Source organism: Pseudarthrobacter sp. 1G09, assembly GCF_050038305.1.
Lineage (GTDB): Bacteria > Actinomycetota > Actinomycetes > Actinomycetales > Micrococcaceae > Arthrobacter > Arthrobacter equi.
This window is the reverse complement of record NZ_CP188306.1, coordinates 3,333,083-3,359,086: the sequence shown is the minus strand read 5'-3', so window position 1 is coordinate 3,359,086 and position 26,004 is coordinate 3,333,083. Positions and strand designations below refer to the sequence as shown.

Genomic DNA, 26,004 nt, shown 5'->3' with positions numbered 1-26,004 from the left:
TCGGCTCAGGTCCTGTCGCTGGCCTTCGTGTTGCTGGCTGTTCCGGTGCCTGCTGTCCTGCCCTTGGAACGGGCGGAGTAGAACCGGAAAGCCAGCAAGGCGGCGGCCGCCAGCAGGCCCCCTATGACCAGGCCCAGGACGGTGCCCCCTTCGCCCGTGGCCAGATACTGCCCCAGGGCAATCAGGAGGACAGGCGCGACGGCGGCCAGGCCACCGAGCGGCAGGGTCCCGGTGACCGCGGGCTGCTGCTCCGTCACAGGCTCCGCGGGGACCGGTGCCACGGCGCTGCCGCCGGCCTGGCTGCGGAGCCCGGCAGCCGGGCCGGGGACAACAGGTTCGCTCAGTGCCGAGAACGTCGGCTCGCTGTCGTCTCCTGTGGCGGGGGCTACCTGGAACCGGTAGGCCTCACCGTTCTCCAGGCCCCGGACCACCACCCGGGACGCGCCGGGCTCGGCCATGATGATCTCGCCCACCTGGGTGCCCGTGGCATCAACAGTCCTGACGGCGACGCCGCCTGACGCGGGGGCGGGGTTGGCTGGTGGCTCCGCGGGTGCCGGGTTGGCCGGGGGCTCCGCGGGTGCCGGGTCGGCGGGTGGGTCCACGGGGGCCGGGTCGGCGGGTGGGTCCGCGGGGGCGGGGTTGGCTGGTGGGTCCGCGGGGGCGGGGTTGGCTGGTGGGTCCGCGGGGGCCGGGTCGGCAGGTGGGTCTACCGGTGCGGGGTCAACGGGCGGAGTGCCGGGATCCGTCGCGGGGTCGGGAACGGGATCAATGATGACCACCACCTCGCCGTCGCCCGGGATGACCCCGCCGATGCCGTCACCTGCGCCCTCGTCGCCTTCGACGGGCTCGTCCTCCGGCGGTTCGTTAACGCCGTCGTCCACGCCGTTTCCGCCGTTGCCGTTACCGGTGCCGGTCCCATCGCCAAAGATGAGCAGTTCAACGTTTCGCAGGGTGTCCGTGCCGTCCCGGCCGCCGTTGTGCTGGACGGTGGTGACGGAGCCGGGGGAGCCAAGCGTGCCGTCGCCGCCGGTGGTGGTGATGGTGTAGTTGAACTCGAAGTCCGAGAACACTGCGGTGTCGGTGCCCTCGGCCGAGCTGAGGATCTCCCGCACCGCCACGATGTTCCCCGCGTCGACGCTGCCGGCGAAAACTGCCTGCTGGAGCGTCGGACCGGTCAGCGTGCCATCGGCGGCGCGCTGGAACTGCGCGGTCATTGACGTGGCGCTGCCCACCTCGGTGGCCGGATCTGCGGGGTCCGTGCGGACGCTGAGCCGGACGCTGAGGTAACGGTCGCCGTCGATGATGTCATTCCCGCCGCGGCCCTCGATGGTGTCGTCCCCGCCGCCGCCGAGAAGGATGTTGCCCTCGCCCCACACCTGGGAGCCGGTGAGGACAGGGCATTCCTTCGAAGCCGAAGCGTTGATGACGTCCTCCACCGGCGTGGGCAGGGAAGGAATCAGCTGGTCGAGCCCCAGGATCCGGTCGATGCCGGCCTGGTCCAGGACGTCACAGCCGATGAAACCGCCGCCTCCCACCGTCCGGGGGGTAAGGTCGTCGCCGCGGAGGGTGTCGGCGAAGGGACCACCTGAGAGTGCCTCCACCTCGTTGTACCGGTCCCGGACGCCCACCTGCAGGATGTCCAGCGGTGCGATCGGCAGGTTCAGGTCGGCGTCCTGCGGCTGGGGATCGTACGCGCCGATTTCCCAGTCGAAGCCTGACGCGCCGGCCACCTTTTCGATGCCCGGTCCGGCCAGGCCGATGTCGTCCCCGCCCTCCATGTCGTAGTCGTCGTCGCCGCCTTGGCCGATGAGGATGTCGTGGCCGGGCTTCTGCGAATCGTCGAGGAAGAACAGGTTGCTGGAGTCGCCGATGAGCAGGTCCGGGCTGTCGCCGCCCTCGGCCCAGTCGTCCCCGCCGCCGCCGAAGACGCCGTCCAGGCCTTCGCCGGCGATCACGAAGTCGTCGCCTTCGCCGGCGAAGGTTTCGTTCGAGTTCGCCCCGCCGTTGATGAAGTCCTTGCCGTCTCCGCCGAGCATGAGATCCAGGCCGGGGCCGCCGTCGAGCGCGTCATTGCCAGGGCCGCCCTTGAGGATGTCGTCGCCGGCAAGATCGGTGACGACGTCGTTGCCTTCGCCTCCGAGGACAGTGTCGGCGCCGTCACCGCCTTCGATGACGTCGTTGCCCTTGCCGCCCCAGAAGGTGTCGTTGTCCACGCCGCCGTGGACGCGGTCGGCGCGGTCCGTGCCGTTGTACACGGCCTGGCCGTTGATTCCCACCGGGTCTACGGAGTTCGTGGCCCGGTACTTGATGGTGCCGTCCGGCATCCGGAGCAGCAGCGCGGTTTCGCTGCAGTCCGTTCCGGCATCGTCCGCCACCCTGTTGCCGGAGGCAGCGAAGCCCTCGACAGTTCCCGCCAGGTTCTTCAGCTCAAACTTGCAGTCGGCGGTGGCGAACGCGTCAGCCTTCAGGGCCTTCGCGTTCGTGTTGCGCATGATCATCTCCGCGAAGGAGTTCCCTTCAAGCTGCGCCATCAGGTTCATCCCGGGAGTGCGCGCCAGGTAGTACAGCCGGTCACCGTTCTGCAGATCCGTCATCTGGCTTTCGAACACGTAGTTGAAGGTGCTGCCCAGCAGGCCCCCGAACATATTGGTCCGTTCGGCCAGGCCGCCCATCCAGAGGTCGATGTCGTCCAGGCCGGTGGTGGATGCGGTGCCGTTGTTGGCCCATGCATCGGTGCTGTTCATGAACGCCACGGCGTCATCCGGGGCCACCTCACCGGCCAGGGCGTCCGGGCTGACCATCAGCCGGGCTGCTTTCCGCTTCGCTTCCAGGGTGGTGGCGGAAACGATGGAGGGGTGGGTGCCGTAGGCGGCGATGAAGTTGATCAGCGAAGCGGGGTGCTTGATGTTCTCGCCGAAATCGATCCAGTTGGCGTACGGTCTGAGCTGGCTGTCGTTGGTGGCGCCGTGGAGGTGCCGGCGGAAGACGTTCAGCGAGGGGATCCCCTCGGACCGGCCCCGGGCAAGGTTGATGGCAGCCAGGTCCATCGGCAGGCCCAGCAGCTTGCTGCGCAGGGTGTCCGTGACGAACTCATCAAGTTCCGCCCCCACCTGGTCCGACATGCCCATGACGATGCTGCCGGCGGCTTCCTCGGAAGTCAGCGGACCGGCCGGGCCGCCGTCGGTGTAGGCGGGCGGGTTCAGGAATCCACCCAGGAGCGGCAGGTCATTCTGCGAACCCCGCACGTCGTCCTGGTTGCCCCAGACGCCGTCGGGTCCTGGGCTGTCCTCGTTGCGCCGCGAGATGGTTTCGGTGAGCATCGAATGCCCGAAACGGTAGACCGAGTGGGCAAACTCCGCGTTGATGGCCGGATTGACGTCGGTCTGGGAGAACGCGAAGGGTTCGAAGATGTTCAGCGCCGGCTGGATCTTGCGGGCAAACTCCTCGAAGACAAGGTGCTGGTACTCCATTTCCGTGATGAAGCGCGCTGCCTGGAAGAGGCGCTCGCCGTTCCAGCCGTCAGCGCCGGCGGACGCCTGCCACTCGCTCAGGGCAGCAGCACCGCGGGTGGACTTGTCCGTGCTGAGGACGTTCTTGATGTCCCCCACCAGGCGGTCGTGCTCGGAGTGGAAGACCTGATGGATTGCCGTCAGCCCGATGTTCTCGTTGACCCGTCCGTCGCCGGCGATGAAGTGCGCATTCAGCATCTCGTCGTCGTACGTCCCGGGAGCCTGGGCCGCGAAGTCTGCGGACGCCGTGTTGTCCGCGTCGGGGGCCGGTGCCGCCGGCGGCGTTGCCGGGTTGTGGTCGGTGTCCTGGGGCGAAGGATCTGCGTTGTGGGCGATGTCCGTCAGGAACGGTGTGTTGAAGTACAGCGCATCCTGCGGTACCAGCGTTCCGTTGCCGCCGTTCGCGGTCCGGTCCGCCTCCACCAGCCCGGAACGGGTGACGAACTGGGGAAGCCCGTCTTTGGGGCCCGGGATGAACTTGCCGTAGGCGTCGGCCGCCAGCAGCGGAACATTGAGGACGTCCTTGTCCAGGAGCTGGATGCCGAGCATTTCCCGGGCCTGCTTCTTGGTGTCGGCCCAAGTGGCCATGCCGCCGGCCGCCGCCGTACCCGCCGGGCCGCCAAGCAGGCCGCCGGTTGAGACCGGCCGGCCCTCGGAGTTGTTGGTGTATTCGCGCAGGAAGACCTGGTGCGAGGAGTGGGATGCGTAGGTCTGGCTCTGGTCCACCCACGGTGAGTCGGTGTTCAGCGCGTCCTGGAGATCGTCGGCGGTGCCCAGGACGCCGTCCGGGCCGGGCTGGTTCTGCGCCCGCGTGAGGACCATGAAGCGCATGTGGGGATCGAGGTCGTCCGCGGTGCCGAAGACGTGGTCCGGCCCTGCAATGAGCGGATCGTCGGCCTTGAGCGGTACGTAGACCGTTCCGCCGCCCTTGACGGTCTGGTCGATGCCGTGGTCAAAGAACTGGCCGAACAGGGTGAAGAGCGAGTTGTAGGGCGGTGACAGGCCGACGTCGGTAGTGACGTTGGGGATGTCCAGCGTGTTGTGCGAGGGGACGCAGCCTTCGGGCGCCGCCACCACCGGGGGGACGGCATCGGGAGCCGGGTCAGTGGTGCACGGCACCACGCCGGTGTTGCCCTGGGATCGGGCGGGGAAGCCGGCGGCAGCCACCGCGGCCGGGTTGGCAGACGTCTGGTCCGCGATCAGGTTGCTGATGGTCCGGGGCCGAGAATCGAAGACGCTTCCGGATTTCTGCGTGTAGCTTGTGGCCACCGGCGGTCCGCCGAACGAGCCGCTCTCGGCGGGTCCGAACGATTTCGGCGCCAGCCGCGGGAACACCTGGTCGGAGGCGCCGTAGGTTTCCTGGCCCGGCTGCAGGTTGTTGCAGCTGCCGTCCACGGTCCGCAGGCCGTGGGACAGCAGCGGGCTGGCAAGCTGGTTGGGGCCGGTGCCGATCAGTGCCCCGCACGGGCCTGTGGCGGACGTCGTGTTCGCCACGTGTGCTTCGGCGATCTTGATTTGCTTGAGGATGTAGGACAGGTCGGCCGGGGTGACGGTGAACCCCGAGCCGACCGGTGCCTGTACGGCCTGGGCTGCCAGCGGAGGCAGGCCCATGGACGCCACCAGCGCCAAGGCGCCTGATGCTGCAAAGGCCCGCAGGCCTGCACCCGCGGTTGTGCGGTTTCTTTTGCGCGCTGAAACGCGAGGTACTTTCCCCATGCCGTGACTGCTCCCCAGTAGCGCCGGCTTCCCAGTTGAGCCGGCTACGCAAGGCCATCGTGGAGGAGTCTTCTAGGGAAAAGCTTGTAACTCCAAGGAACACTAGCGGAGGCCGCCTTTATCGTCCGTGGAATCGTGGCCCTTGCCGTCGTCGGAAGAGTTCCGGTCACGGAGCCCGCCCTTGTCATCGTTGGCGTCGTGCGCGGCGCCGTCGTCGGAAACGCCGGGTGCGCGGAGCCCGCCCTTGTCGTCGTTGAGGTCGTGGGTGGGGCCGTCGTCGGAGACGCCGGGTGCGCGGAGCCCGCCCTTGTCGTCCACGGGACCGGGGGCGTGCGTGACCTGCACCGGAGGCAGGGTCACCGGTTCGGCCGGAACAATCTGGGTCTCCGGCGTGTGCTCAGGCACCGCCGTGATGCTGGCGGTCGGCGTGGGAGTGGCCAATGCCGACGGCGAATCGTCGGGCTTGGGCGAGTCTTCGAAGGTAGCCGGCTTGCTGCCGGAATCAACATTGGAAACCACGACGCCGGGGGAGACGGCGGGAGGAGGCCCGGCATTCGCCTGGGCCCAGACGGTGAGGCTGGCAGCGCCGAGGACGGCGGCGAGGGGGAGGTACCACAGCTTGGACATTGGTCTTCCTTTCATTTGCTGGTTCCACCACTCTTCCTCGCCGCTGTGAAAGGGAAATGAATCTTCCATGAGAGACCTCTCATCCATGGTTCAGGGTTGTGACTCAGGGTGTTCACGGCGCCGGCTCGGGGCTCGTTGGGCCGGCAGGGACCGGGGTGAAGCGGTAGCCGGCTCCCCGGACGGACTGGAAGTGCTCCGGCCCCAGCTTGGTGCGGAGGTACCCGACGTAGACGTCCACCACGTTGGAGGACCCGTCGAAGTCGTAGCCCCAGACCCGGCTGAGCAGCTGTTCCCGGCTCAGCAGCTTGCCTGCGTTCTCCACGAACACGCGTGCCATGGCGAACTCGCGGGCGGACAGGGACACTGTCCGGCCCCGGACGTTGGCGCAGCGGAGGTCCACGTCCAGGCTCACGTCTCCGCTTGCGGGGGCCGTGGCCGCCGGAGCTGCCGGAGTGTCCCGCAGCCGGAGCCGGATGCGCGAAAGCAGCTCCTCGAAACGGAAGGGCTTGCTCATGTAGTCGTCCGCGCCGCCGTCAAGCGCTGCCAGCGTGTCCGGAAGGGAATCCCGTGCCGTCAGCACGATGACCGGAACGGTGCAGTTCATGGCACGGAGGGCCGAAAGCACGCCGAAGCCGTCCATCCGAGGCATCCCGATGTCCAGGATCAGCAGGTCGAACTCACCGGAACTGCCGTAGTCCAGCGCCCGGATGCCATCCTCCACGGAAGACGTGGTGTACCCGGCCGCCGTGAGGCCCTTGGCGATGAAGGCGGCGATCCGTGGCTCGTCGTCGGCGATCAGAATGCGAGCCACGATGTTCCTGACGGAAGGGAGAGGACAAACCTGCTGCCCACGTTGACCCGTGAGGACAGCCGCACGGAGCCGCCATGCGCTTCGGCGATCGCTTTGACGATGGGCAGGCCCAGGCCAGATCCCTCGGCACCCCTGGATATGCCGGCGCGGGCAAACCGGTCGAAGATCCGTTCCTGGTCCGCGGCGCTGATGCCGCACCCTGTGTCGGCGACCCAGATATCAATCATGGGTTCGTGGGGCTTCTCGGAGGAAGCGCTGTCCTCGGCCGCGACCCATGCTGCACCGATGGAGATGATGTCGCCGGGCTCCGTGGCATGCACGGCGTTGGCCGCCAGCTGTTCAATGGCCTGGGTGAGGCGGTTGCGGTCTGCCCGGAACCAGCCGCCGGGCAGCTGTTCAATCTGCCACTGCCGGTCTCCCAGGACGCGGATCCGCTCCATGGCGGCTTCGAGGAAGGAATCGGTATCGATCCAGTCGGGCCGGACAAAGTCGGGCCTGCCGCTCCGGGCCAGCACCAGGAGCTCGTTCACCAGGGACTGCATCCGGTCCACTTCCTCCAGGAGCAGCACCCGGGTTTCGGCGACGTCCATGGCATCGGCCGGCTGCAGCAGCTGCAGGTGGCCGCCGATGATGGTCAATGGCGTCCTCAGCTCGTGGCTGGCGTCATCCACGAACTGCCGCTGGTCCTCGATGCCCACTTCGAGCCGGTCCAGCATGCGGTTGAAGTCGGTTGCCAGCTGTGAGACGTCATCGTCGCCGGGCGGCACCGGGACGCGGCTGCTCACGTCCTCGAAGGTGGTGGTTTCGGTGGCCTGGCGCAGCCGGCGGATAGGGACGAAGAGGCGTCCGGTCACGGCGTACCCCACCGCGCCGGCCAGCAGCAGGGTGGCCAGCGAAACCGTGGCAAAGGTCCCGAAGGATGCCACCATCTGCTCCCGCTGCTGCCCGATCTCGTTCCCCGCCACCAGCACCCCGTTCGGGGAGTCGCCGCCCAGCGAGACCGGGGTGATGGCCAGGCGCACCATGTGGCCGTCCAGGACGACGTCCCGCAGTGCGGTGTTACCGTCCAGGGGCACGGCGAGGGCTGCTTCGAGCACCTGCGGCTGGCCGAGGTTCCGTGCCTGCGCTCCGGCAGGCAGGAAGGTGTCCCCTCCCGCAATGGTGGCCATCACGGACTCGTACCTGCCCAGGGTGCCGCCGCGCAGGAAGACGGTGAACAGGTCATCGAGCGACGGGTAGGGCGTGCCGCCGGGAAGGCCTTGGTCCACGATGTCCTGGAGGCGTGCCGACTGATGCAGGAGGTCTTCGCTGACCCGGCTGTTGAGGTCCCGCAGGTCCAACGCAAGTGTGGTGGTGCCGGCAACGAACAGTCCCACTGCGAGGAAGGCGAGGACTGTGGCCAGGACCCGGACCCGGACGGTCCGCAGGCCTGTCCGGACGCTCCGAAGTGCCGTGGGGATTGCCCGCCACCAGCGGACAGGGAAGCCTGCCTCCCACCTGTCGGAAGGTGCAGAGGCGGGGGTTCTGCGCAGGTTCATGGGCGTCTCCAATCCTTTTCCGGCCGGCGTTGCGGAGGGCGGGTTCGTCAGACCGCGCTGTGTTGCCGTCTTCTGGCCAAATTAGGGGGACCCACTTGGGGATTCCTTTGACAGCGGCAGCGCGTAAGTCCAGCCGACCACCTAGGGTTTTCCCAACATTCGCACTGGCGGCGCACCACCGCTTTGACGTGCGGAAATACGGGTCCGAGCCGTCTGAACCGCCCGTTTCGTGGCCGCCTGGCAGGGCGCGGGCGCCAAGTACCCGCGGCCCGCTGCCCAAGTAGTCGGCAGCGAAACCCGAAAACGGATGCGAGTACCTACTACTGTTGTCTGACTTTTGCCTGGGAACTGGAATTAGCGCAGAAGGTTCGATCACTTAGGGGGAATTCATGGTGGTTACGTTGGAAAAAAACGCAGGGCTGCTGGGCCAGGGATCCGGAGCGCCGTCGACGACGCCGGCGCTCCGGATCTCGGTTCTTGGCCCCCTGACCATCCGGCGCGGGGATGTGGAGCTCCACGCCAATGACCTGGGCGGTCCCAAACCCCGCCAGGTCCTCGAGATCCTGCTCCTGAATCTGGGCTCTGCGGTGTCCAAGACCCGCATCATGGACCTGCTGTGGGGCGGCAACCATCCGGCTGTTGCCCTTCCCACCCTGGAAAGCTATGTCAGCGTCCTGCGGCGGAACCTGCAGCCAGGTTCCGGCCGGACCGGACCCCTGCGGACAGTGACCGGGGGTTATGCGATGGACCGTTCCCTGGTGGACCTGGACCTGGACCGTTTCGACTCTCTGACCAAGCAGGCCAGCCACGCCGCTCCGGCAGCCGCGCTTGCACTGCTCAGTGAAGCCCTTGAGCTCGGCTCCGCCCCGCTCCTGGGGGATGAACTCCTCCCGGCCTGGGCGGAGGAGGAGCGGGCGCTGCACACGGCACGCGTTGCACTGGCCCGGGTCCAGGCTGCAGAATGCGCCCTCGCTGTAGGGGAAGCAGACAGGGCCGTTGCGTGGGGCCTCGCCGCCACCAACGAAGATCCCCTCAACGAACGGGGATGGAACGTCCTGATCCTGGGGCTTGAAAAAAACGGGCAGGACAACGAAGCCCTGCGGGCCTTCGACCGCTGCCGCAGGATCATGGACGCCGAGCTGGGGTGCACGCCGTCTCCTGCACTGAAGCAGGCACAGGCCCGGCTCCTGGAGCGGACGGCCGCGCCTGCCGCAGCTCCAAAGACCAGCGCCGTTGTCCGCCCGGTGCGTGATGTTCATCCGGTGGCTGCACCCATGGCCGGGATGGAAACGGCGGTTGCTGACCGCTTGCGCATCCTGATCGTGGACGACCACACCGTCTTCTCCGACCTCCTGGCCGGCGCGCTGGACCGGGAACCGGACCTCAGGAGCCTTGGCGCCGCCAAGTCCGTGGAATCTGCGGTGACAATGTTCCGGGAACTGCGTCCCGACGTCGTGATCATGGACCTGCACCTTGCCGACGGTTCCGGGCTGCAGGCGGCCGAGCGCATCCTGTCAGAATCCCCCCAAACCCGGGTGGTCATGCTGACCGGCAACCCCTCCCAGGAGGCCCTGCGGGAGGCTGCGCGCATGGGGATCTGCGGGTTCCTGCCGAAGGACGGCGCTTTGGGCGTCATTCTCGACGCGCTGCGGCACGCCTGCCCGGGCAACATGATTGTGCATCCGTCACTGGTGGCACGGCTGGGGACAGAGCCGGGATCCGCGCCGGAATTTGCCGCCTGACCGCAGGCAGTCGACCGTGAATGCCCTTGGCCGCAGCGTGCGCGGCAGCTCCACTGCCGCCCCTGAGGTCATCCAGCGGCGCGAAGTGCGGATGGCCGTGGCGCGGTTCCTGGCAGCAGGTTTCGCTGCGCTGGTCCTGGTGGCCACTCCCGTGACTTTCTGGATCCGCGATGCTGCCGAACAGCACGCCCTTGCCAATGCCAGGGATTTCACCCAGCGCCTGGCAGACAACGTTGTTGGCCCACTGATCACCCCGGAGCTCCGGGCCCGGCAACCCGCAGCCCTGGAGGAACTGGATCAGCGGGTGGCGCCGTGGCTGGCCAACGGAGGCGTCACCAGGATCAAGGTGTGGGATGAAACCGGCACGGTGGTGTACTCGGACGTCCCGTCACTGATCGGGCAGGAATTCGAACAGGAGGAGTGGGCGCACCTCCTCCTGGCCGGAGGGCCGGCCACGGCCACGCTCGAGTCCCAGACGGGTGCAGAAAACGAGTTTGAGTCCTCGTCCGGGGAACTGGTGGAGGTCTACGTCCGCTCCGCCGCCAAGGACGGGGCGCCGATGATTTTCGAAACGTATTCCTCGGGCGCGGCGGTGCGCGCGGAACAGCAGGCGGTCCTGCTCAGCATGATCCCCCCGGTGCTGTTGTCCCTGGCAGTGCTGCAGCTGGTCCTGCTGATTCCGGCGGTCCGCCTGGCCAAGCGGATCCAGTTCCACCAGGCGCAGCGCAACGCCCTGCTGCGCTGCGCCATCGAAGCCTCCGACCAGGAACGGCGCCAGATCGCCAGCGAACTGCACGACGACGTCATCCAGAACCTGTCCGGACTGGCCTATGCCCTGGAGTCGGAAGAGCGCCGCGGCCAACCCGGCCAGCGGCAGGTGTTCGCCGACGCACGGACCATGCTCCAGCGCGACATCAGGGCCCTGCGTGCCATGACCAGCGAACTCTATCCGCCGGACCTCGAAGAACTGGGGCTGAAGGCGTCCATCATGAGGCTGGAGGCACCCTTGGTGGAGCGCGGCATCGCCTTCACCGCCAGCATCCCGGAGCAGGTGTCCCTGGACCGGGACCGGGCGGTCCTGGCCTACCGGGTGGCACGCGAAGCACTGGTCAACGCCACCAAACATTCAGGGGCCTCGGCCGTGGACATCCGGATCCGCCAATCCGGCGAGCTCACCCAGATTACGGTCTCGGATGACGGCCAGGGCTTCAACCCCGGCACCGCGCACCGGGAAGGCCACTTTGGCCTTCGAATCCTCAAGGACACTGTCCAGCAGGCCGGGGGAACCCTCCACATCCGTTCGGCACCGGGCCGGGGAACATTCGTCACGGCGACGTTCCGGACTTCCACGCCCGCGGTCCGGTGGGCCGGCAGGTACCCTGCCAAGCGCCACCGCAACCGCACCATGGAACCGGAAACCATCTGGTGAACTCGACCGTGGCGTTGTCCGAGACCGGATCCCAAGGCTTTCCCTAGAAGCCCGCGCAACACTGTCCGCATGGCATCAACAGCAACCATCAGGCGCATCAGGGTCCTTGTCCCGCTCATCCTCCTCACACTGGTGGGGACCCTCGTGGCGGGCATCGTGACTGCCGCGCCGCGGACGCCGCCGGCAATGCTGGGTGCCTCAGGAGGCCTCGACGGCGGGCTGGGACGAATCAACGGGGTCATACCCCTCGAAGCCGACGGCTGGACGCCCCCATCAGCCCCGGCAGCACTCGCCAGCCCGCCGGACGGGGAAATGCACCGCGTCCGCATCCTCGTGGAACTGACAGCCATGGAGAAGGACGGTATTTCCTTTGACCCGTCGCAGTACACCGTCTCTGCCCTGGGAACGGGCAGCTGGAAGCCGATCTGGGCCACGCCCGCCCCGGCCCTTGTCCCGCAGGGGGAGAGCATGAACGCCACGCTGGTGTTCGAACTCCCGGACCGCGCCATCGACCTGACCCTGGAGTTGCCCGGCGGCCCGGGACTGTCCCTTGGTGCAGGGCACCACCGGGGCGCCAAGTGAACCGTCCCGTCAGTTCCGGGACTTCCATGAATTTTCCAAGAACCAGGCAACCCGGGCAGGGAATCCCCAAGCTGGCCCCTGCACAGTCTGGTTATTGAGCGAAGGAGACACCCAATGTCCATTTCACGCCGCCAGGTCCTGTTGATCGGAGGACTGGGAGTCCTTGGGGCGGGAGCCGCCATGCTGCCTACGGGTTCGGTTGAAGCGAAATCAGCCAGCCGGCTCAGCGACAAGGAGATGCCCCGTCCGTTCCAGTCCGCCTTTGTCCAGGCCCCGTTCCTGGCCCCCTACGCCACCGGCATCGATCCCGCTGACGGCTTGCCGGTCAACTACTACCGGGTGACGGAGAAGGCTGCCACGGCCAACATCCTGCCGCGCCTCACCACGCCGATTTTGGGCTACAACGGCATCTTTCCCGGGCCCACCATCAGCCTGGACCAGGGGACGAAGGCTGTGCTGCGGGTCCGTAACCAGCTCCCGGCCCAGCACGCGCTCGACGGGCATGCCCTGTCCACGTCCACGCACCTGCATGGATCTGCATCCCTGCCGCAATACGACGGCTACGCGTCAGACGTCACGTACCCCGGCTTCTACAAGGACTACCATTTTCCCAACTTCCAGCCGGCACGCACCCTCTGGTACCACGACCACGGGGTCCACTTCACGGCCCTGAACGCCTACTCGGGCCTCGCGGCGCAGTACCACATGCATGATCCGCTCGAACGCCAGCTGCTCCCGCAGGGCCGCTACGATGTGGCGTTGACCGTCAACGATGTAATGTTCGCCTCCACCGGGGCCCTGGGCTACGACGACAACACCCATTCGGGCCTGTGGGGGGACGTGATCCTGGTTAACGGGAAGCCCTGGCCGGTGATGAAGGTCCAGAAGCGCGTCTACCGGTTCAGGATCCTCAACGCCTCCATTTCCCGGTCACTGCGGCCCACCCTTAGCACCGGCGATCCCCTGGTGGTGGTTGGAACTGACGGAGGCCTGGTGCCCACGGCGCAAAGCGTGGCGAACTACCGGCACGGCGGGGCGGAGCGCTACGAGGTGCTGATCGACTTCCGGAAGTACAAGACCGGGCAGCGGATCGAGCTCCGGAACCTGTCCAACAAGAACAATGTGGACTACGACTACACCAACAAGATCATGGCCTTCGACGTCACCGACGAGCCAGTGGACACCACGGATCCCACCTGGAACCGGATCCCCACCACCCTGGCAGGCAGCGAGACGATGTCACTGAAGGCGAGCCAGTCGGTGAAGACCCGATCGTTCCGGGTCAAGCGGAACGATGCCACCAACCTCTGGACCATCAACGAGGACAGCTGGCAGGACGTCATAGCCAGCGGCTACAAGAAGGTGGCCGCGGATCCGGCGCTGAACTCGGTAGAGATCTGGGAAATCGAGAACAAATCGGGTGGCTGGTTCCACCCGGTCCACATCCACCTGGTGGACTTCCAGATCATCAGCCGCAACGGACGGGTACCCTTTGCCTATGAACGCGGCCCGAAGGACGTGGTCTACGTGGGGGAGGGTGAGACGGTGCGGGTCCTGATGAAGTTCACCCCGCATAAGGGTCTTTACATGATGCACTGCCACAACCTGCCCCACGAGGACCACGACATGATGGTCCAGTTCCGGGTAGGCCTCAAGGAGTCGGACCTGGACATCAACGATCCCATGACCGCCGCAAAAGCCGAGTGGGACGACGAAGAGGATTGACCACACAACGTACGACGACGGGCGGCGGCCGGGGTGAAAGCCCCGGCCGCCGCCCGTCGTCGCCACAGCAGGGGACAGGCCGGCGTGTTCCGCGCCGCTTGGCCCTGGCCTTGGTCCCGGCACTGGCATTGCTCGGCGCCCGGGCCTGGCTGGTGGAACCCTTTACCGTTTCTTCGGACAGCATGGAACCCACCATTGCCCAGGGCTCGGTGGTTCTGATGTACAAACCGGCTGCGGCCTCAGGCACGGTGCGCCGCGGCGCTGTGGTGGCTTTCACGAGCCCGGAAGACGGCCATGTGGCCATCAAGCGGGTCATTGCCCTGGCGGGGCAAGGCGTAGCCATCCGGGACGCCGAACTCTATGTGGACGGCCTGCACGTCGACGAGCCGTTCATCGACCACAGCCGCATCGACGCCACGTACTTCGGCCCCGTGACCGTTCCTGCCGGCAGCATTTTTGTGCTGGGCGACAACAGGGGTGTGTCCATTGATTCCCGGGACTACGGTGCCGTGCCGCTCACCGCCATCCAGGGCACCCTGCTGACCGGCGGGAAGTAGCCCCGGCTCTGCCGCCACATAAATGCAGGTAACCCGTCTGCGCCCACGAAAGAGTCCGGGGTCCCGGCCGCTTAGCGGCCGGGACCCCGGACTCTTCTTTCGGTGCTTACCGGAGCGAAATTGATCCTGCGGCCGTGCCGCCACGGCTTGACTGGACCAGCACGCTGGTGACCTGCCGTCCGGGGCCCGGCTTGACCTTCAGCGACCACGCGCCCAGCGTGTCCACGGTGGCCGTTCCCAGCTTGGAGACCGGCCTGCCGGGCGTGGTGTCGTAAATGACCACGGCTGTGGCGGGGACCAGGAGGGCAGCGGTGCCGCCGATGGTGGACGTACCCTGGATCCGCATTTCCGTTCCCAGCCGGTGGCGTGAACCGGGATCGAGGACCACCGTGTCCGTTTGGATGGCCAGTTGGATGGTGGCCGGCGTGCTGGTGGCTCCGTTCTTGTCGGTCACCACGAGCTCGATGGTTGCGGGACCAGCCGTCGCGGCTGCAAGCGGCGCCGTGTCGGTGGTCTTGGCGTAGAACGGGATGGAGGCCACAGGCTTGGCGGCTGTGTCACTGGACAGGGTGACGGTGGGACCGCTGACCTGGCGCCACTTGTAGCTGGCTGCTCCCGTGGATGCGCTGCCGTCGAGCTGGACGCTGCCGCCTCGGGCCAGCGTGGGGGTGGCTGCGGTGGCTGTTGCAGTCAGGGGTGCAGGCTCTGTGGGCGGAGGGGTGACCGTCCCCGTGCCATCACCGGTATCCACCACTGGACCCGGATCAGGCTGAGGGGTGACGGGATCCAGGCCCGTGGGGGTTGCGGCGCCGCCGCTGACAGTCACCTGCAGGGAGGCGGAGCTGCCGGATGCTGTCCTGACGGTCACTGTGGCCGGTGGGGCCTTGACCGGGAAGGACTTCTCGGCTGACGTGCCGGGTGCAGGGTTGTCCAGGGTGCCAAGATCTGCCACCGTCAGGGCGCCGGCCTCGCTTGATACCGCGGCGACCGTGAGGGCGGTCCCGTCGAAGGTTGCCTTGGTGACGGCTATGCTGCTGGGCTTTGCCACCTTCACGGTGCTGCTGCTGGCGGGCTTGTCGCCGATGTTGGTGATCTTGATGCCCTCCGGAGCGGTTCCGGTGATCTTGATCCTGGCGTAGTAGCGGCCGCTGCCGGGATCGCTGGCCATGGGCGTAGTCTCGAAGAGGCCAGCCTGTCCGTCCACCTGCAGTTGCGACTCGGGCCCGCTGGTGGCGAAGACATCGATCATGTCCCCGTTCAGGAAGGCGCCGTCCGCGCTGACACCGCGGTTCGTGGCGATCTTGCCCTGGAGGCCAAACTGGCTTGTTTCAAGGGCAAGGCCGCCGCCGCTGACGGAGAACTTGTTGTAGTTGAAGGGACTGCCAGTGACGGCGTGCTCCTGGTTCGGGTCGCCCAGATAGCCCTCAGGTGCTGCGGGGGCCACGGCCGGATCCCACTTCAGGAAGGGGCCGATGTTGCTCTTCAAGGCAGTACCGAAGTTGCCGATAGCGGGGGAAATGTCCTCCACCAGCTTGCCGCTTCCGGTGCCGTCGGTATCGATGGTGATGGTGCCGTAGGGGTGCTTGAACTCCAAGGTGGTGTTTGCCGGGCCGCCCTTGACCACTATCCGCTGACGGCCGAAGACCACCTGGTCGCCTTCCGTGACCGAGTTGGCAAAGGCCGCTTCCAGCCCGAGGACCAGGACAGCCTTGCCCCCTCCGGGAAGGTCCAGATCGGAGCCGGCCAGCATGTAGAAGGCTTCGTCAGGGAAGTTGCCCGGGAACGAGATGGGGGCGGCTTCGTTGGGTATATCGCCCGGCAGGAAGCCGCACAGGGGATTCTCGCCGTCCAAGCATAATTCCACGCGGGTCTTGTTGCTGTCCTCGTACCAGGCCGGGAAGCCGTACTCGGTGTTGACCGGACCTACGGCCACCAGCTTCCCGGGGTTCTTGACGGTCACTTGGGTGGCGGCAACAGCGGACCCGATGCCGGTGGCGGTGAGGATCAGTGCGGCCGCCGCGGCAACCCCCCGCCGGGTTGCAGTTCTGGGCTCCAGACGCTTGCCCGGGCCCTCAGCTGGTTGTTGAACCATTCTTCTCTCCTAAGAAATGGGGCTGATGCGCTCCACTCTCGGGGGCGGGCCTTGGAGTTTTGTTGTACCGGTCCGTCGCCGGCGGCTGGCGGCAGTGGTCATCGCCTCCCCGCCGGCTGCCACCTTGGAGGAACCTTTGGCTCTCCGGACGGGCCGTTCCGCCGCCAAGCTAAACCCAATCAGCCGTGGCTAGCCTGCTGGGAATTGGTGGCAAAGCAGCCCGGAAGGACGGACATGAGAATCCCCGCAACCCCTGAGCGTCCTGTAGTGGACAAGGCATTCCTCTTTGAACTGGGGCTCGAGCGTGAGCAGGGCGACGGGTGCCGGCAGGTTTTCGTGGACGACTTCATTGCAGGCTTGCCGCGCCGGATGGACCGGCTGCGGCTCGCCCTGTCCACCGCTGACGCGGCGGGCGCCCTTGATGCGGCCAGGGCGCTGAAAATCGCCAGCCAGATGGCGGGTGCGGAGCGTTTGGCTGGGCTGATGCTGGACCTGGAGGAGGAACTCCGGGGACCTGCTTACGAGGCGGAAACCATCAGGCTGCCCAAGCTGGCCGTGGTCTTTTACACGCCGGCCAACCGGTGCGCCATACGGACCATCGACCACCTGCAGGCCCAGCACTCCGACGCGTTCCGTTAAAGGCGTTTCCGTTGACCAGCTAAGACGGTGGCTTCGGTCGCCTGCCCGCCGGACAGGGTGATCACGCGGTCGGCCCGGCCGATGTCGGCCGCGACATGGCTGGCCTCCAGGACCGTAGTGCCCCGTCGCAACTCCGCCGCGATGGCTTCCCGGATCAGCCGGTGGGCCTCTGCATCCAGTCCCGCGGTGGGTTCGTCGAGCAGGAGGATGGAGGATTCCTGCGCCAGCCCCTGGGCAACCAGCGTGCGCTGCCGCTGGCCGCCGGACAGCTCGCGCAGCTGCCTTCCGGCAAGCTCTGTGATCCCCATCCGCGCCATGCTGTCCATCACCACCTGGCGGTCAGCGGCCCGGAGTGGACGCCCCCGGCGGTGCGGCCAGCGCCCCATTTCCACCGCCTGGCGCACCGTGCACGGCATGGTGTCAGGCGCCTCGATGTGCTGGATGACGTATGCCGGGCGTGCGTTGGTGGTGATGGTGCCGCTGTCCGGGGCCATGACCCCGGCGGCCATGGCCAGCAGGGTGGACTTTCCGGCGCCATTCCGCCCGGTCAGGACGGTGTGCGTCCCCGGCGCGAACACCAGGCTGACGCCCGACAACACCTGCCGGTCCGGATAGGCGTACCCCACATTGCTGAACCTGACGGCATCCATTCTGCTCCTTTATTGATAATGATTCTTATTAAGATACAGTGGCGGCGATGGAATGGATACTTGAACCCCTGGGCGCCTCTTTCGTGCAGCGCGCCGTCCTGGCCGGCAGCCTGGTGGCTGTGGTCTGCGCCGTGGTGGGCTCTTGGGTGGTGGTGCGGGGCATGGCCTTCCTCGGCGACGCCATGTCCCACGGGCTGCTCCCCGGAATTGCCATTGCATCCCTGCTGGGCGGCAACCTCCTCCTGGGGGCCGCGCTCAGCGCTGCGGCCACAGCGGCCGGCGTCTCCGCGATCACGCGGAACCGGCGCGTCTCCCAGGACACCGCCATCGGCCTGCTGTTCGTGGTGATGCTCTCGCTGGGTGTGATCATCGTGTCCGCTTCCGGCTCGTTCGCCGTGGACCTTACCGGCACGCTCTTTGGGGACGTGCTGGCGGTGGGCATGGAGGACGTGGTGCTGCTCGCCGCCGTCGGCTGCCTGGTGCTGGGGGTGGCCGTGCTCTTCCACCGCGCGCTGGCGGCGGCCACGTTCCATCCGCAGAAGGCCGCGAGCCTGGGGCTGCGGCCCAGCCTGGCGCATGCCGTGCTGCTGGGCATGGTCACCGTTGCCGTTGCTGCCTCCTTCCAGGTGGTGGGAACGCTCCTGGTGTTCGGGCTGCTGATCGCCCCTCCCGCGGCGGCGCTCGTGTGGGCCCGGTCCATAACGGCGGTGATGGCCCTCGGCGCCGTCATCGGCGTCTTCAGCGTGGTGGCCGGGCTGTGGATCTCCTGGTACGCGTCCACTGCCGCCGGCGCCACCATCGCCCTGGTTGCCGCCCTGTCCTATTTCGCCTCCGCCCTCTGCCACTCCGCCATCCGTGGCACCAAGCAGCGCCCCGGCGCGCTGACGGCTGCCGCCGTCGTCCCCGCCCCACTCCCGGAAAAGGAAACCCGTGCTCCGCACCACTACGCCTAGAACCGCCGCCCTCCTGCTCAGCCTGCCCGTGCTGCTGTCCGCCTGCGCCGGGCCCGGCCCGGACGCGGCATCAGCGCCGGAAACGGCTGAACCGCACGGCTACGTTGCCGGCGCGCAGGAGAATTCGGAACCGCAGACCGGCCTGCTCACCGTCAACGCCGCCACGGGGGAGGGGCAGCTGCTTTCGCTCCTCACCGGTGAGGCGTCCGCCGCCGGCGTTGGCGGTCCCGTCACTGCCGCCTACCGTGACGGCCGGTACGCCCTGATGGCCACGGATGCCGGGGTGGAAGTCTTCGATACCGGCGCCTGGACCGTCGACCATGGCGAGCACAAGCATTACTACAGCGCCGAGCCCGGCTCCGTGGGGCTCCTGCAGGTGCCGGACGCGGGCGCAGTGGCCGGTGACGGCACCTCCATTGCGGTTTTTTCGGAGTCCGGCGGGTACGCGGCCGTATACCGCCACCAGGATCTCGACGCCGGCAACCTGGCGGAGTCCGCCCGGATCACCACCTCACCGCACACCGGCGTGGTGGTGCCATACGAGGGCCACTACCTTGCCTCCGTGGCCACCGGTTCCGGTGCCGCGGACGGAGTTGAAGTGCGCGACGCCGGCGATTCGGTGGCGCTCGGCCGGCAGGACTGCCCGGGCCTGGCCGGGCACGCCGCCACCCGGGCGGGCATCGTGTTCGGGTGCTCGGACGGAGCGCTGCTGGTCAGCGAGGACGGGGGCACCTTCAGCGCGGAGAAAATTCTGTATCCCGACGGCGGCGCGGGCCGTCCGCAGGCTGCGCACCTGGACCACCGCCCCGGGTCCAACGAACTGGCCGGGCCGGCCGGCGATGCCGGGGTGTGGCACCTCGATGCCGCCAAACGGAAGTGGACGTTCCTGCCCACGCCGGCTCCGGTGGTTGCCGCTTCCGCGGTGGGCGACGGGCGACGGGTACTGGCTGTTGCCGCCGATGGATCACTGCTGACCCTGAACCCTGCCTCCGGTGCCGTTGATGCACAGGTTCCGCTGCTTGCGCCTGCCGCCACGGGAAGCGCTGCTCCCCGGATCCTGGTGGACACCTCCAGGGCCTATGTGAGCGACCCCGCCCGCTCCGCTGTGCACGAGATCGACTACGCGGACGGGCTGCGGGTGGCACGGAGCTTCGACGTTCCTGCTGCGGACTTCGTGCTGGAGACCGGACTGTGAGGCGGGGCATGGGCATGCGGAGCGGCCTGGCTGCAGGGCGCACCCGTGCCGGGAAAGCAGGCTGGCCCGCCAAGCTGGGCGCGCTGCTGGTGCTGGGCCTCGGCCTGGGGCTTGCCCTGGGCGGATGTTCGGCCGCTGCCGCGGAGCGCCCCACAGTGGTGGTCACCACCAACATCCTGGGCGACATCACCCGCAACGTGGTGGGGGAGCAGGCCGATGTGGTGGTCCTCATGGCTGCCAACGCCGACCCGCACTCATTCGGCATCTCCGCCCGGCAGGCTGCCGGGATCGAAAACGCGGCCCTCATCATCCACAACGGCGGCGGCCTTGAAGAGAACGTCCTCAACCATGTGAAAGCAGCCGAGGCCGAAGGTGTGCCGGTGTTGCCGGTGCTGGACGCCGTCGGGCCCCTCTCCTTCACCCAGTCCGGACAGGGCGCTCCGGACCCGCACTTCTGGACCGATCCCTCCCGCGTGGCCCGGGCCGCGGATGCCATCGCCGCGGCAGTCAGTGAGCACGTGGCCGGCGCCGACACCGGTGCCGTGCGCTCGCAGGCAGCCACCTACACCGGGCAACTGCAGGAACTGGAGGCAGCCATGGAGGCCGGATTCGCCGGCATCGATCCCGGCCAGCGCAAGCTCATCACCAACCACCACGTGTTCGGCTACCTGGCCGATCGGTTCGGTTTCGAGGTGGTGGGTGCCGTGATCCCCAGCGGAACGACGCTCGCCTCACCCAGTCCCACCGACCTGGCCGACCTCACCGGCAAGATCCGGTCCGCCGGGGTGCGGGCCATCTTCGCCGATTCGTCGCAACCCGCCCGGCTGGCCGAGGTGCTGGCCGCCGAGGCCGGCGAGGACATCACCGTGGTCCCGCTCTTCACCGAATCACTGGGCCCTGAAGGATCCGACGCCGGCACCTACCTGGGCATGATGCGCGCCAACGCCGAACGCATTACCCGGGCCCTGGCCTGACCCGGCACAACCAGACAGACCTGGGCTCCGCTCCCGGAGCTCCCCACCCACACAGAAGGAACCACCCATGTATCACCGCATCGCACCCGTCCGCCTGATGACAGTGCTGGCCGCCGCCGGCCTGCTGCTCTCCGGCTGCGGCACTGCCGCCTCAAGCCCCGCCAGCCCGGCGCCAACCCAGGCCGCCACCGTGGACTCCGCAGCGCCGCGCCTTGTCACCACCTACGATGGCGGTATCCAGGTCCTCGACCCGGAGACCTTCAAGGTGCTGGCCGACTTTCCCATGGAGGGGTTCAACCGCATCAACCCCGCCGGCGACGGCCGCCATGTGGTCATCTCCACCGCCAAGGGATTCGAGGTCCTGGACACCGGGGCGTGGACCGACGGCGGCAGGCACTATGCCCAGGAAACCGCCATGACGGACATCGTCTTCCCCACCACCAAGCCGGGCCACGTTGTCCGCCACCATGAAAAAACCATCCTCTTCAGCGACGGAACCGGCGAGGTGACTGTCTTCAATTCTGCGGACCTGGCCGCCGGACAGCCCCGGGTGGAAACACACCGCGCCGAAGAAGCCCACCATGGTGTCGCCGTCGAACTTGCCAACGGCGAGCTCGTCCTCACCCTCGGGAACGACAAGGAACGGCCCGGCATTGTGGTGACGGACGCCGACGGCAAGGAAATCGCCCGGAACGAGGACTGCCCGGGCGTTCACGGTGAGGCCACGGCAGCCGGCGAGGCAGTGGTCATCGGATGCGAGACCGGCGTCCTGATCTACGCCGACGGCGCCATCACCAAACTGGCGAGCCCTACTGAATACGGAAGGATCGGCAACCAGGCCGGCTCGGAGGAATCCCCGGTGACGCTGGGCGACTACAAGCAGGACAAGGACGCCGAACTGGAACGGCCGGAGACCGTCTCCCTGATCAACACCGAGACGAAATCCCTGGCCTTCGTGGACCTCGGCACCAGCTACAGCTTCCGTTCCCTGGGCCGGGGACCGCACGGCGAAGCCCTGGTGCTCGGCACCGACGGCGCGCTGCACGTCATCGACCCCGCAACAGCGGCCGTCAAAAACGTCTTCCCGGTGACCGCGCCGTGGGAGGAACCGCTGGACTGGCAGCAGCCCCGGCCCACCCTGTTCGTCAACGGGCACACCGCCTACGTCACCGATCCGGCGTCGAAGTCCATCCACGCCGTCGACATCGAAACCGGGAAGATCACCGGCACCGGCGCGCTGGAGGCAGTGCCCAACGAGCTGACCGGGGTTACCGGCTAGGCGCTTGTCCAGGTCTGCTCCTGGGAGCCGCGGGCGGTTGCGTCCGCGGCTCCCAGGGCTCTTGCGCGAAATTTGTGGTTGGTTTCAGGGCCGCCGCTACTACTATCTGAGGAAGAAGCCACCCTGCTGACTACATAGGGGCCGGACCATGCTCGGAGAACTCACCACAGAGACCGTTGCCAATCGCAACAACGTCACCGTGCTGGGCCGCGCGGACGGGCCGGTGATGATGTTCGCCCACGGCTACGGCTGCGACCAGGACATGTGGCGGCGGCTGGTGCCCTACTTCGCCGCCGACTACCGGGTGGTGCTCTTCGACCATGTGGGCGCCGGACACTCGGACCTTGAGGCGTACGACCGGGAAAAATACGGAACCCTGATCCTGCAATGCACCGATGACCTCCTGGCACCGGCAGCGGTGGGTTCCTACGTCCACCAGCAGCTCGGCCGCAGCTCCCTGGTCCAGCTGACGGCAACCGGCCACTGCCCCCACGTGAGTGCTCCCGAAGCCACGGCTGCAGCCATCCTGCACTACCTCCATCCACACCCATGACGGACACCGCCGGCCAGCCCGTGGCCAACTTTGAGACGCTCTTCCACCAGGCTCCGTGCGGCTACCTCATCACGGACGACGCCGGCCTTATCTCCGCGGTCAACGACACCTTCGTGCGGTGGACCGGTTACAGCCGGGCGAAGCTGCTCGGAATGAAGCTGCAATCCCTGATGCCGGTGGGTGACCAGATCCTCTACGCCACCCACTGCATTCCGCAGCTGGGCATTACCGGCTCGGTGTCCGAGATTGCCGTGGACATCATCGGCTCTGACGGCGTCCGGCGCCCGGCGCTGCTCTCGGCCTCGCGGTTCGCGGCGACGGGGCAGGAACCGGACAGCGTCCGCGTGATCATCTTCAGCGCCCACGAGCGCCGGCTGTACGAGAAGGAACTGGTCTCCGCCCTGCGCGCCGCCGAGGAAGCGGATACCAGGCGTGCCCTCGCGGAGCAGGAACTGCAGCGGCTGGCCCTGCACGACGCGCTGACAGGCCTGCCCAACCGGGCCGGCCTGAAGGCCCGGTTTGGCGCAGTGCGGGCTGTCGGTGCAGCAACGGACAGCATGAGTGAGGGGAATCCGCTGGCGGCCCTCTTTATCGACCTGGACCACTTCAAGGCAGTCAACGACAGCCTGGGCCACGGAGCCGGGGACAACCTGCTGGTGTCCGTGGCGGGGCGGCTGGCCGCCGCTGTCCACGCGCCCGGTGCGGTGGGCCGGTTGTCCGGGGACGAGTTCGTGGTGCTGGACGCAGTGGCCGGGACAGAGGAAGCGGCCGCCCTGGCCGCCCGGCTGCTGGACGTCCTCGCGGCACCGATCCATCTCGAGGGCATCGAAATCGTCACCTCGGCCAGCATCGGCATCGCGGTTGCCCGGGGCGGGGACCACTCCGTTGAGGACCTCATCCGCCGTGCGGACATCGCCATGTACCGGGCCAAGGAACGCGGCCGGAACCGCTGGGAGCTGCACCGGCCGGCACCATCGGACCCGGCGGTGGACCGGCTCCGTGCCCTCGGCGAGCTGCGCCGGGGGATCGGCGAAGGCGCCCTCCGCGTCCACTACCAGCCCCGGATTGACCTGCACACGGGGCGGGCCAGCGGCGTGGAGGCCCTGGTGCGCTGGCAGCATCCCACCCGGGGCCTGCTCCCGCCGTCGGAATTCATTGCCATGGCCGAGGAATCCGGGCTGGTGCGTCCGCTGGGTGAGTGGGTGCTGGACGAGACCCTGAAACTGGCCGAAAGCCTGCGCCGGGATGACCACCACGGTGCCGGACTGGAATTTGCCGTCAACCTGTCCGCCCGGCAGCTCAACGATCCCGGCCTGGTGGACATGGTGGAAGGCGCGCTGGAGCGGCGCAACATGGACCCGGCGCTGCTGCTGCTCGAAATCACCGAAACGGCACTGATGTCCGATCCCGGCGCGGCCGTGGAATCACTGACCGCCCTCAAGAACCTGGGCGTGGGGCTCGCTGTCGACGACTTTGGCACGGGCTACTCAAGCCTCACCTACCTGAAGAAGTTCCCCATCAACGAACTGAAGATTGACCGGTCCTTCATCATGGGGCTGGGACTGGACACCGGGGACGCTGCGATCGTGGGCAGCTGCATCGACCTGGCACACGCGGTGGGGATCCGGGCCGTGGCCGAAGGGGTGGAAACCTCCAGCCAGGCACAGACGCTGCAGGACATGGGCTGCGACCTAGCCCAGGGCTACCTTTTCGCCCGTCCGCTTCCTGAGCCGCGGCTCAGGGAATGGCTGGCATCGCACACCTGAGTACGGCCCTTAAACGCACGCCGCCCCGTCCCGAGCCGCCACCCGTATGTGTGGGTTCAGCGGCAAAGGGACAGGGCGAGGGGCGGAACTTTCAGGAATGGCTGGCACGCGGGCCCGAAGCATGGGCTCTGTGGTGCCAGGGTCTTCGCTATGCGGCCAGGCGGGTTGCGGTGGCGGGAACCTTGCGGTGCGGCGCCAGGACACTAATAGCGCAGGGTGCCTGGAGCGGATCGATCCTGGTGGGCAGATGTCGGGTTTCCGACGCGGTCCGGAGCATCTCCAGTGCGGCTTCATCCACGAAGGCCTGCGAGATATCCAGTTCCAGGTCCAGCCCTTCCTTCAAGGAGTTGGCCCGTTTAGCTACTACGTAAAGGGCGTTGACGCTGTGGACGGTGATATGCCCCTTTGCAATCACCTTCGCACGTGCGTGGTCGAGATCAATACGGACAACAATGTGGAGCTTGGAGTTCAAGATGTAAAGCCTTCCCCGGCATTGGCTGCGACGCTGCAGCTTTTTGCGTGGCCGTTTTCATCAGCCTCATACAGAGTAGGGGTTGAATGTGATGCACGCAACACTTTGACGAATTTATTACCGGACGGCTTGATGCTGATCCTGTGACTGCAGGTCAGCCCACTGCTTCGGGAACCCTGCCGGCCAGGTCCGGAAGCCTTCCGGTCAGCACCGCTACGGGAGCCGCTGACCAGCGCTGACGCTCGGGTTCGAAGGACACCACCACTGAGGCATCGGTTTCGCGGGCCTCATCCATGGCAAGCAGCAGGGCGTCCTCCATGTGCCGGGCATACTCCAGCCGATCTCCAAGGGAGCCCTGCAGGTCCGCATCGTCAATGAGCACATGGCCCTTGCCGTCCACGATGACCTTCAACGAATACCCCTGGTCCTCGTGGAGGGACCCGCGGGTGGATGAAATTTCCGTGACTCTGTCTGCCCGGACCAGCCCGTTGCCGAGCGTGCGGATCCACATTTCACCCATTGCATTGACCTCCCCTTGGCTGGGGGCGCGGATCAGCACCCCTAAGGCGAAATGTACTCCTCTGCGGGCCGTTTGTGACCCCCGAATTTAATGCCTGGGGAAGGGTGGCCGGCGCTGCGGTGCACCCGGCCTTGCGGGACCTTCGGCACTTCCGGGCCAGCGCGGTCCGGCGCGACGCTAATGGCATGCCTTCGACCAGCCGCGGCGGCGGTGTCGGCTCCGTCCTCGTCAATGCTGTCCTGCTGTGGGCCATCAATATGTGGCCCGGCTGGCGCATGGTGCCGTTCCTGGCTTCGGACATGACGCGCGTCCTCGACGCCGTCAATGCCGCCCTCATTGCCGGCATCATCGTGAACCTTGCCTTCGTAGTGGTCCGGTCGAGGGGCCTGCAGGCCTTGGGAAACCTGGTGGTTTTCGGCTTCGGAATGGCCGCACTGCTCCGGCTTTGGGATGTTTTCCCGTTTGATTTCGGCGATGGCTGGCCCGGCTGGCCGATGGTGGTGCGGGTGTTCCTGGCGCTGGGAATGGTGGGCTCGGTTATCGGTGCAGTGGTGGAGGTGGTGGCTTTGATCCGGTCACTGGCAGGGCTGGCACCCCGGACCCGGCAGTAGTTCTGTTGCGCTGGGCGACGTTGCGCGCCGGAGTGAAGGAGGGTGCAGCCCTAGGATAAATCTG

Annotated in this window: 21 protein-coding genes; 13 read left to right on the top strand and 8 right to left on the bottom strand. The window is 67.3% G+C overall.

Annotation, left to right across the window (positions count from 1 at the left end; all coding sequences use genetic code 11):
- Positions 1-5: 5 nt before the first annotated feature.
- The 4 genes from ACP3TD_RS15470 to ACP3TD_RS15455 form a co-directional block, all read right to left on the bottom strand.
- Complete coding sequence (locus tag ACP3TD_RS15470) at positions 6-5,225, bottom strand: peroxidase family protein (protein ID WP_426763878.1); 5,220 nt, start codon at positions 5,223-5,225, stop codon at positions 6-8.
- A gap of 102 nt (positions 5,226-5,327) precedes the next feature.
- Positions 5,328-5,852 carry a hypothetical protein gene (locus ACP3TD_RS15465; protein ID WP_426763877.1) on the bottom strand — a complete coding sequence of 175 codons (525 nt, stop codon included), beginning with the start codon at positions 5,850-5,852 and terminating at the stop codon, positions 5,328-5,330.
- Between the two features lie 112 nt (positions 5,853-5,964).
- Positions 5,965-6,663 carry a response regulator transcription factor gene (locus ACP3TD_RS15460; RefSeq protein WP_426763876.1) on the bottom strand — a complete coding sequence of 233 codons (699 nt, stop codon included), beginning with the start codon at positions 6,661-6,663 and terminating at the stop codon, positions 5,965-5,967.
- Positions 6,648-8,201, bottom strand: a complete 1,554-nt coding sequence (locus tag ACP3TD_RS15455) for a sensor histidine kinase (RefSeq protein WP_426763875.1) — start codon at positions 8,199-8,201, stop codon at positions 6,648-6,650. The genes ACP3TD_RS15460 and ACP3TD_RS15455 overlap by 16 nt, the downstream gene beginning before the upstream one ends.
- A 392-nt stretch (positions 8,202-8,593) precedes the next feature.
- Between ACP3TD_RS15455 and ACP3TD_RS15450 the strand changes: the two genes are divergently transcribed.
- The 5 genes from ACP3TD_RS15450 to lepB all read left to right on the top strand — a co-directional run bounded on the left by ACP3TD_RS15450 (position 8,594) and on the right by lepB (position 14,236).
- The gene (locus tag ACP3TD_RS15450; RefSeq protein ID WP_426767264.1) at positions 8,594-9,943 is read left to right on the top strand and encodes a BTAD domain-containing putative transcriptional regulator; all 1,350 of its coding nucleotides are present in this window, start codon (positions 8,594-8,596) and stop codon (positions 9,941-9,943) included.
- A gap of 16 nt (positions 9,944-9,959) precedes the next feature.
- On the top strand, positions 9,960-11,372 hold the full coding sequence (locus ACP3TD_RS15445) for a sensor histidine kinase (protein WP_426763874.1): 1,413 nt from the start codon (positions 9,960-9,962) through the stop codon (positions 11,370-11,372).
- A 69-nt stretch (positions 11,373-11,441) separates the two neighbouring features.
- The gene (locus ACP3TD_RS15440; protein WP_426763873.1) at positions 11,442-11,954 is read left to right on the top strand and encodes a hypothetical protein; all 513 of its coding nucleotides are present in this window, start codon (positions 11,442-11,444) and stop codon (positions 11,952-11,954) included.
- A gap of 114 nt (positions 11,955-12,068) precedes the next feature.
- Positions 12,069-13,679 (top strand): multicopper oxidase family protein, encoded by a 1,611-nt coding sequence (locus ACP3TD_RS15435; RefSeq protein WP_426763872.1) that lies wholly within the window; start codon positions 12,069-12,071, stop codon positions 13,677-13,679.
- Positions 13,676-14,236: a signal peptidase I gene (gene lepB, locus ACP3TD_RS15430; protein WP_426763871.1), complete on the top strand. Its 561-nt coding sequence runs from the start codon at positions 13,676-13,678 to the stop codon at positions 14,234-14,236. Before ACP3TD_RS15435 ends, lepB begins: the two co-directional genes overlap by 4 nt.
- Positions 14,237-14,342: 106 nt before the next feature.
- On the opposite strand, the gene ACP3TD_RS15425 is transcribed toward lepB, so the two are convergent.
- Positions 14,343-16,328: a hypothetical protein gene (locus ACP3TD_RS15425; RefSeq protein ID WP_426763870.1), complete on the bottom strand. Its 1,986-nt coding sequence runs from the start codon at positions 16,326-16,328 to the stop codon at positions 14,343-14,345.
- A 234-nt stretch (positions 16,329-16,562) separates the two neighbouring features.
- Here ACP3TD_RS15425 and ACP3TD_RS15420 point away from each other — a divergent pair, with 234 nt between their 5' ends.
- Positions 16,563-16,967 (top strand): Hpt domain-containing protein, encoded by a 405-nt coding sequence (locus tag ACP3TD_RS15420; RefSeq protein WP_426763869.1) that lies wholly within the window; start codon positions 16,563-16,565, stop codon positions 16,965-16,967.
- Here ACP3TD_RS15420 and aztA read toward each other — a convergent pair.
- The gene (aztA, locus tag ACP3TD_RS15415) at positions 16,964-17,617 is read right to left on the bottom strand and encodes a zinc ABC transporter ATP-binding protein AztA (RefSeq protein WP_426763868.1); all 654 of its coding nucleotides are present in this window, start codon (positions 17,615-17,617) and stop codon (positions 16,964-16,966) included. The two genes, ACP3TD_RS15420 and aztA, sit on opposite strands and share 4 nt — an antisense overlap.
- Positions 17,618-17,664: 47 nt before the next feature.
- Here aztA and aztB point away from each other — a divergent pair, with 47 nt between their 5' ends.
- From aztB to ACP3TD_RS15385, 6 genes are all read left to right on the top strand, one after another.
- Entirely contained in the window at positions 17,665-18,570 is a 906-nt protein-coding gene (gene aztB / locus ACP3TD_RS15410; RefSeq protein ID WP_426763867.1) for a zinc ABC transporter permease AztB, read from the top strand.
- The gene (locus tag ACP3TD_RS15405; RefSeq protein ID WP_426763866.1) at positions 18,548-19,765 is read left to right on the top strand and encodes a hypothetical protein; all 1,218 of its coding nucleotides are present in this window, start codon (positions 18,548-18,550) and stop codon (positions 19,763-19,765) included. The genes aztB and ACP3TD_RS15405 overlap by 23 nt, the downstream gene beginning before the upstream one ends.
- 8 nt (positions 19,766-19,773) lie before the next feature.
- Positions 19,774-20,739, top strand: coding sequence for a zinc ABC transporter substrate-binding protein AztC (aztC, locus tag ACP3TD_RS15400; RefSeq protein ID WP_426763865.1), 966 nt, complete (start codon positions 19,774-19,776; stop codon positions 20,737-20,739).
- Between the two features lie 67 nt (positions 20,740-20,806).
- Positions 20,807-22,018 carry a zinc metallochaperone AztD gene (gene aztD / locus ACP3TD_RS15395; protein WP_426763864.1) on the top strand — a complete coding sequence of 404 codons (1,212 nt, stop codon included), beginning with the start codon at positions 20,807-20,809 and terminating at the stop codon, positions 22,016-22,018.
- Between the two features lie 148 nt (positions 22,019-22,166).
- Complete coding sequence (locus ACP3TD_RS15390) at positions 22,167-22,571, top strand: alpha/beta fold hydrolase (protein ID WP_426763863.1); 405 nt, start codon at positions 22,167-22,169, stop codon at positions 22,569-22,571.
- Entirely contained in the window at positions 22,568-24,337 is a 1,770-nt protein-coding gene (locus ACP3TD_RS15385; protein WP_426763862.1) for an EAL domain-containing protein, read from the top strand. Before ACP3TD_RS15390 ends, ACP3TD_RS15385 begins: the two co-directional genes overlap by 4 nt.
- Positions 24,338-24,485: 148 nt before the next feature.
- Here ACP3TD_RS15385 and ACP3TD_RS15380 read toward each other — a convergent pair whose 3' ends face one another.
- Both ACP3TD_RS15380 and ACP3TD_RS15375 read right to left on the bottom strand, forming a co-directional pair.
- Positions 24,486-24,809 (bottom strand): hypothetical protein, encoded by a 324-nt coding sequence (locus tag ACP3TD_RS15380; RefSeq protein ID WP_426763861.1) that lies wholly within the window; start codon positions 24,807-24,809, stop codon positions 24,486-24,488.
- Positions 24,810-24,963: 154 nt separating this feature from the next.
- The gene (locus tag ACP3TD_RS15375) at positions 24,964-25,329 is read right to left on the bottom strand and encodes a hypothetical protein (protein WP_426763860.1); all 366 of its coding nucleotides are present in this window, start codon (positions 25,327-25,329) and stop codon (positions 24,964-24,966) included.
- Positions 25,330-25,514: 185 nt separating this feature from the next.
- Between ACP3TD_RS15375 and ACP3TD_RS15370 the strand changes: the two genes are divergently transcribed.
- A complete protein-coding gene (locus ACP3TD_RS15370) occupies positions 25,515-25,940 on the top strand; it encodes a hypothetical protein (protein WP_426763859.1) in 426 nt (141 codons plus the stop codon).
- Positions 25,941-26,004: the final 64 nt, after the last annotated feature.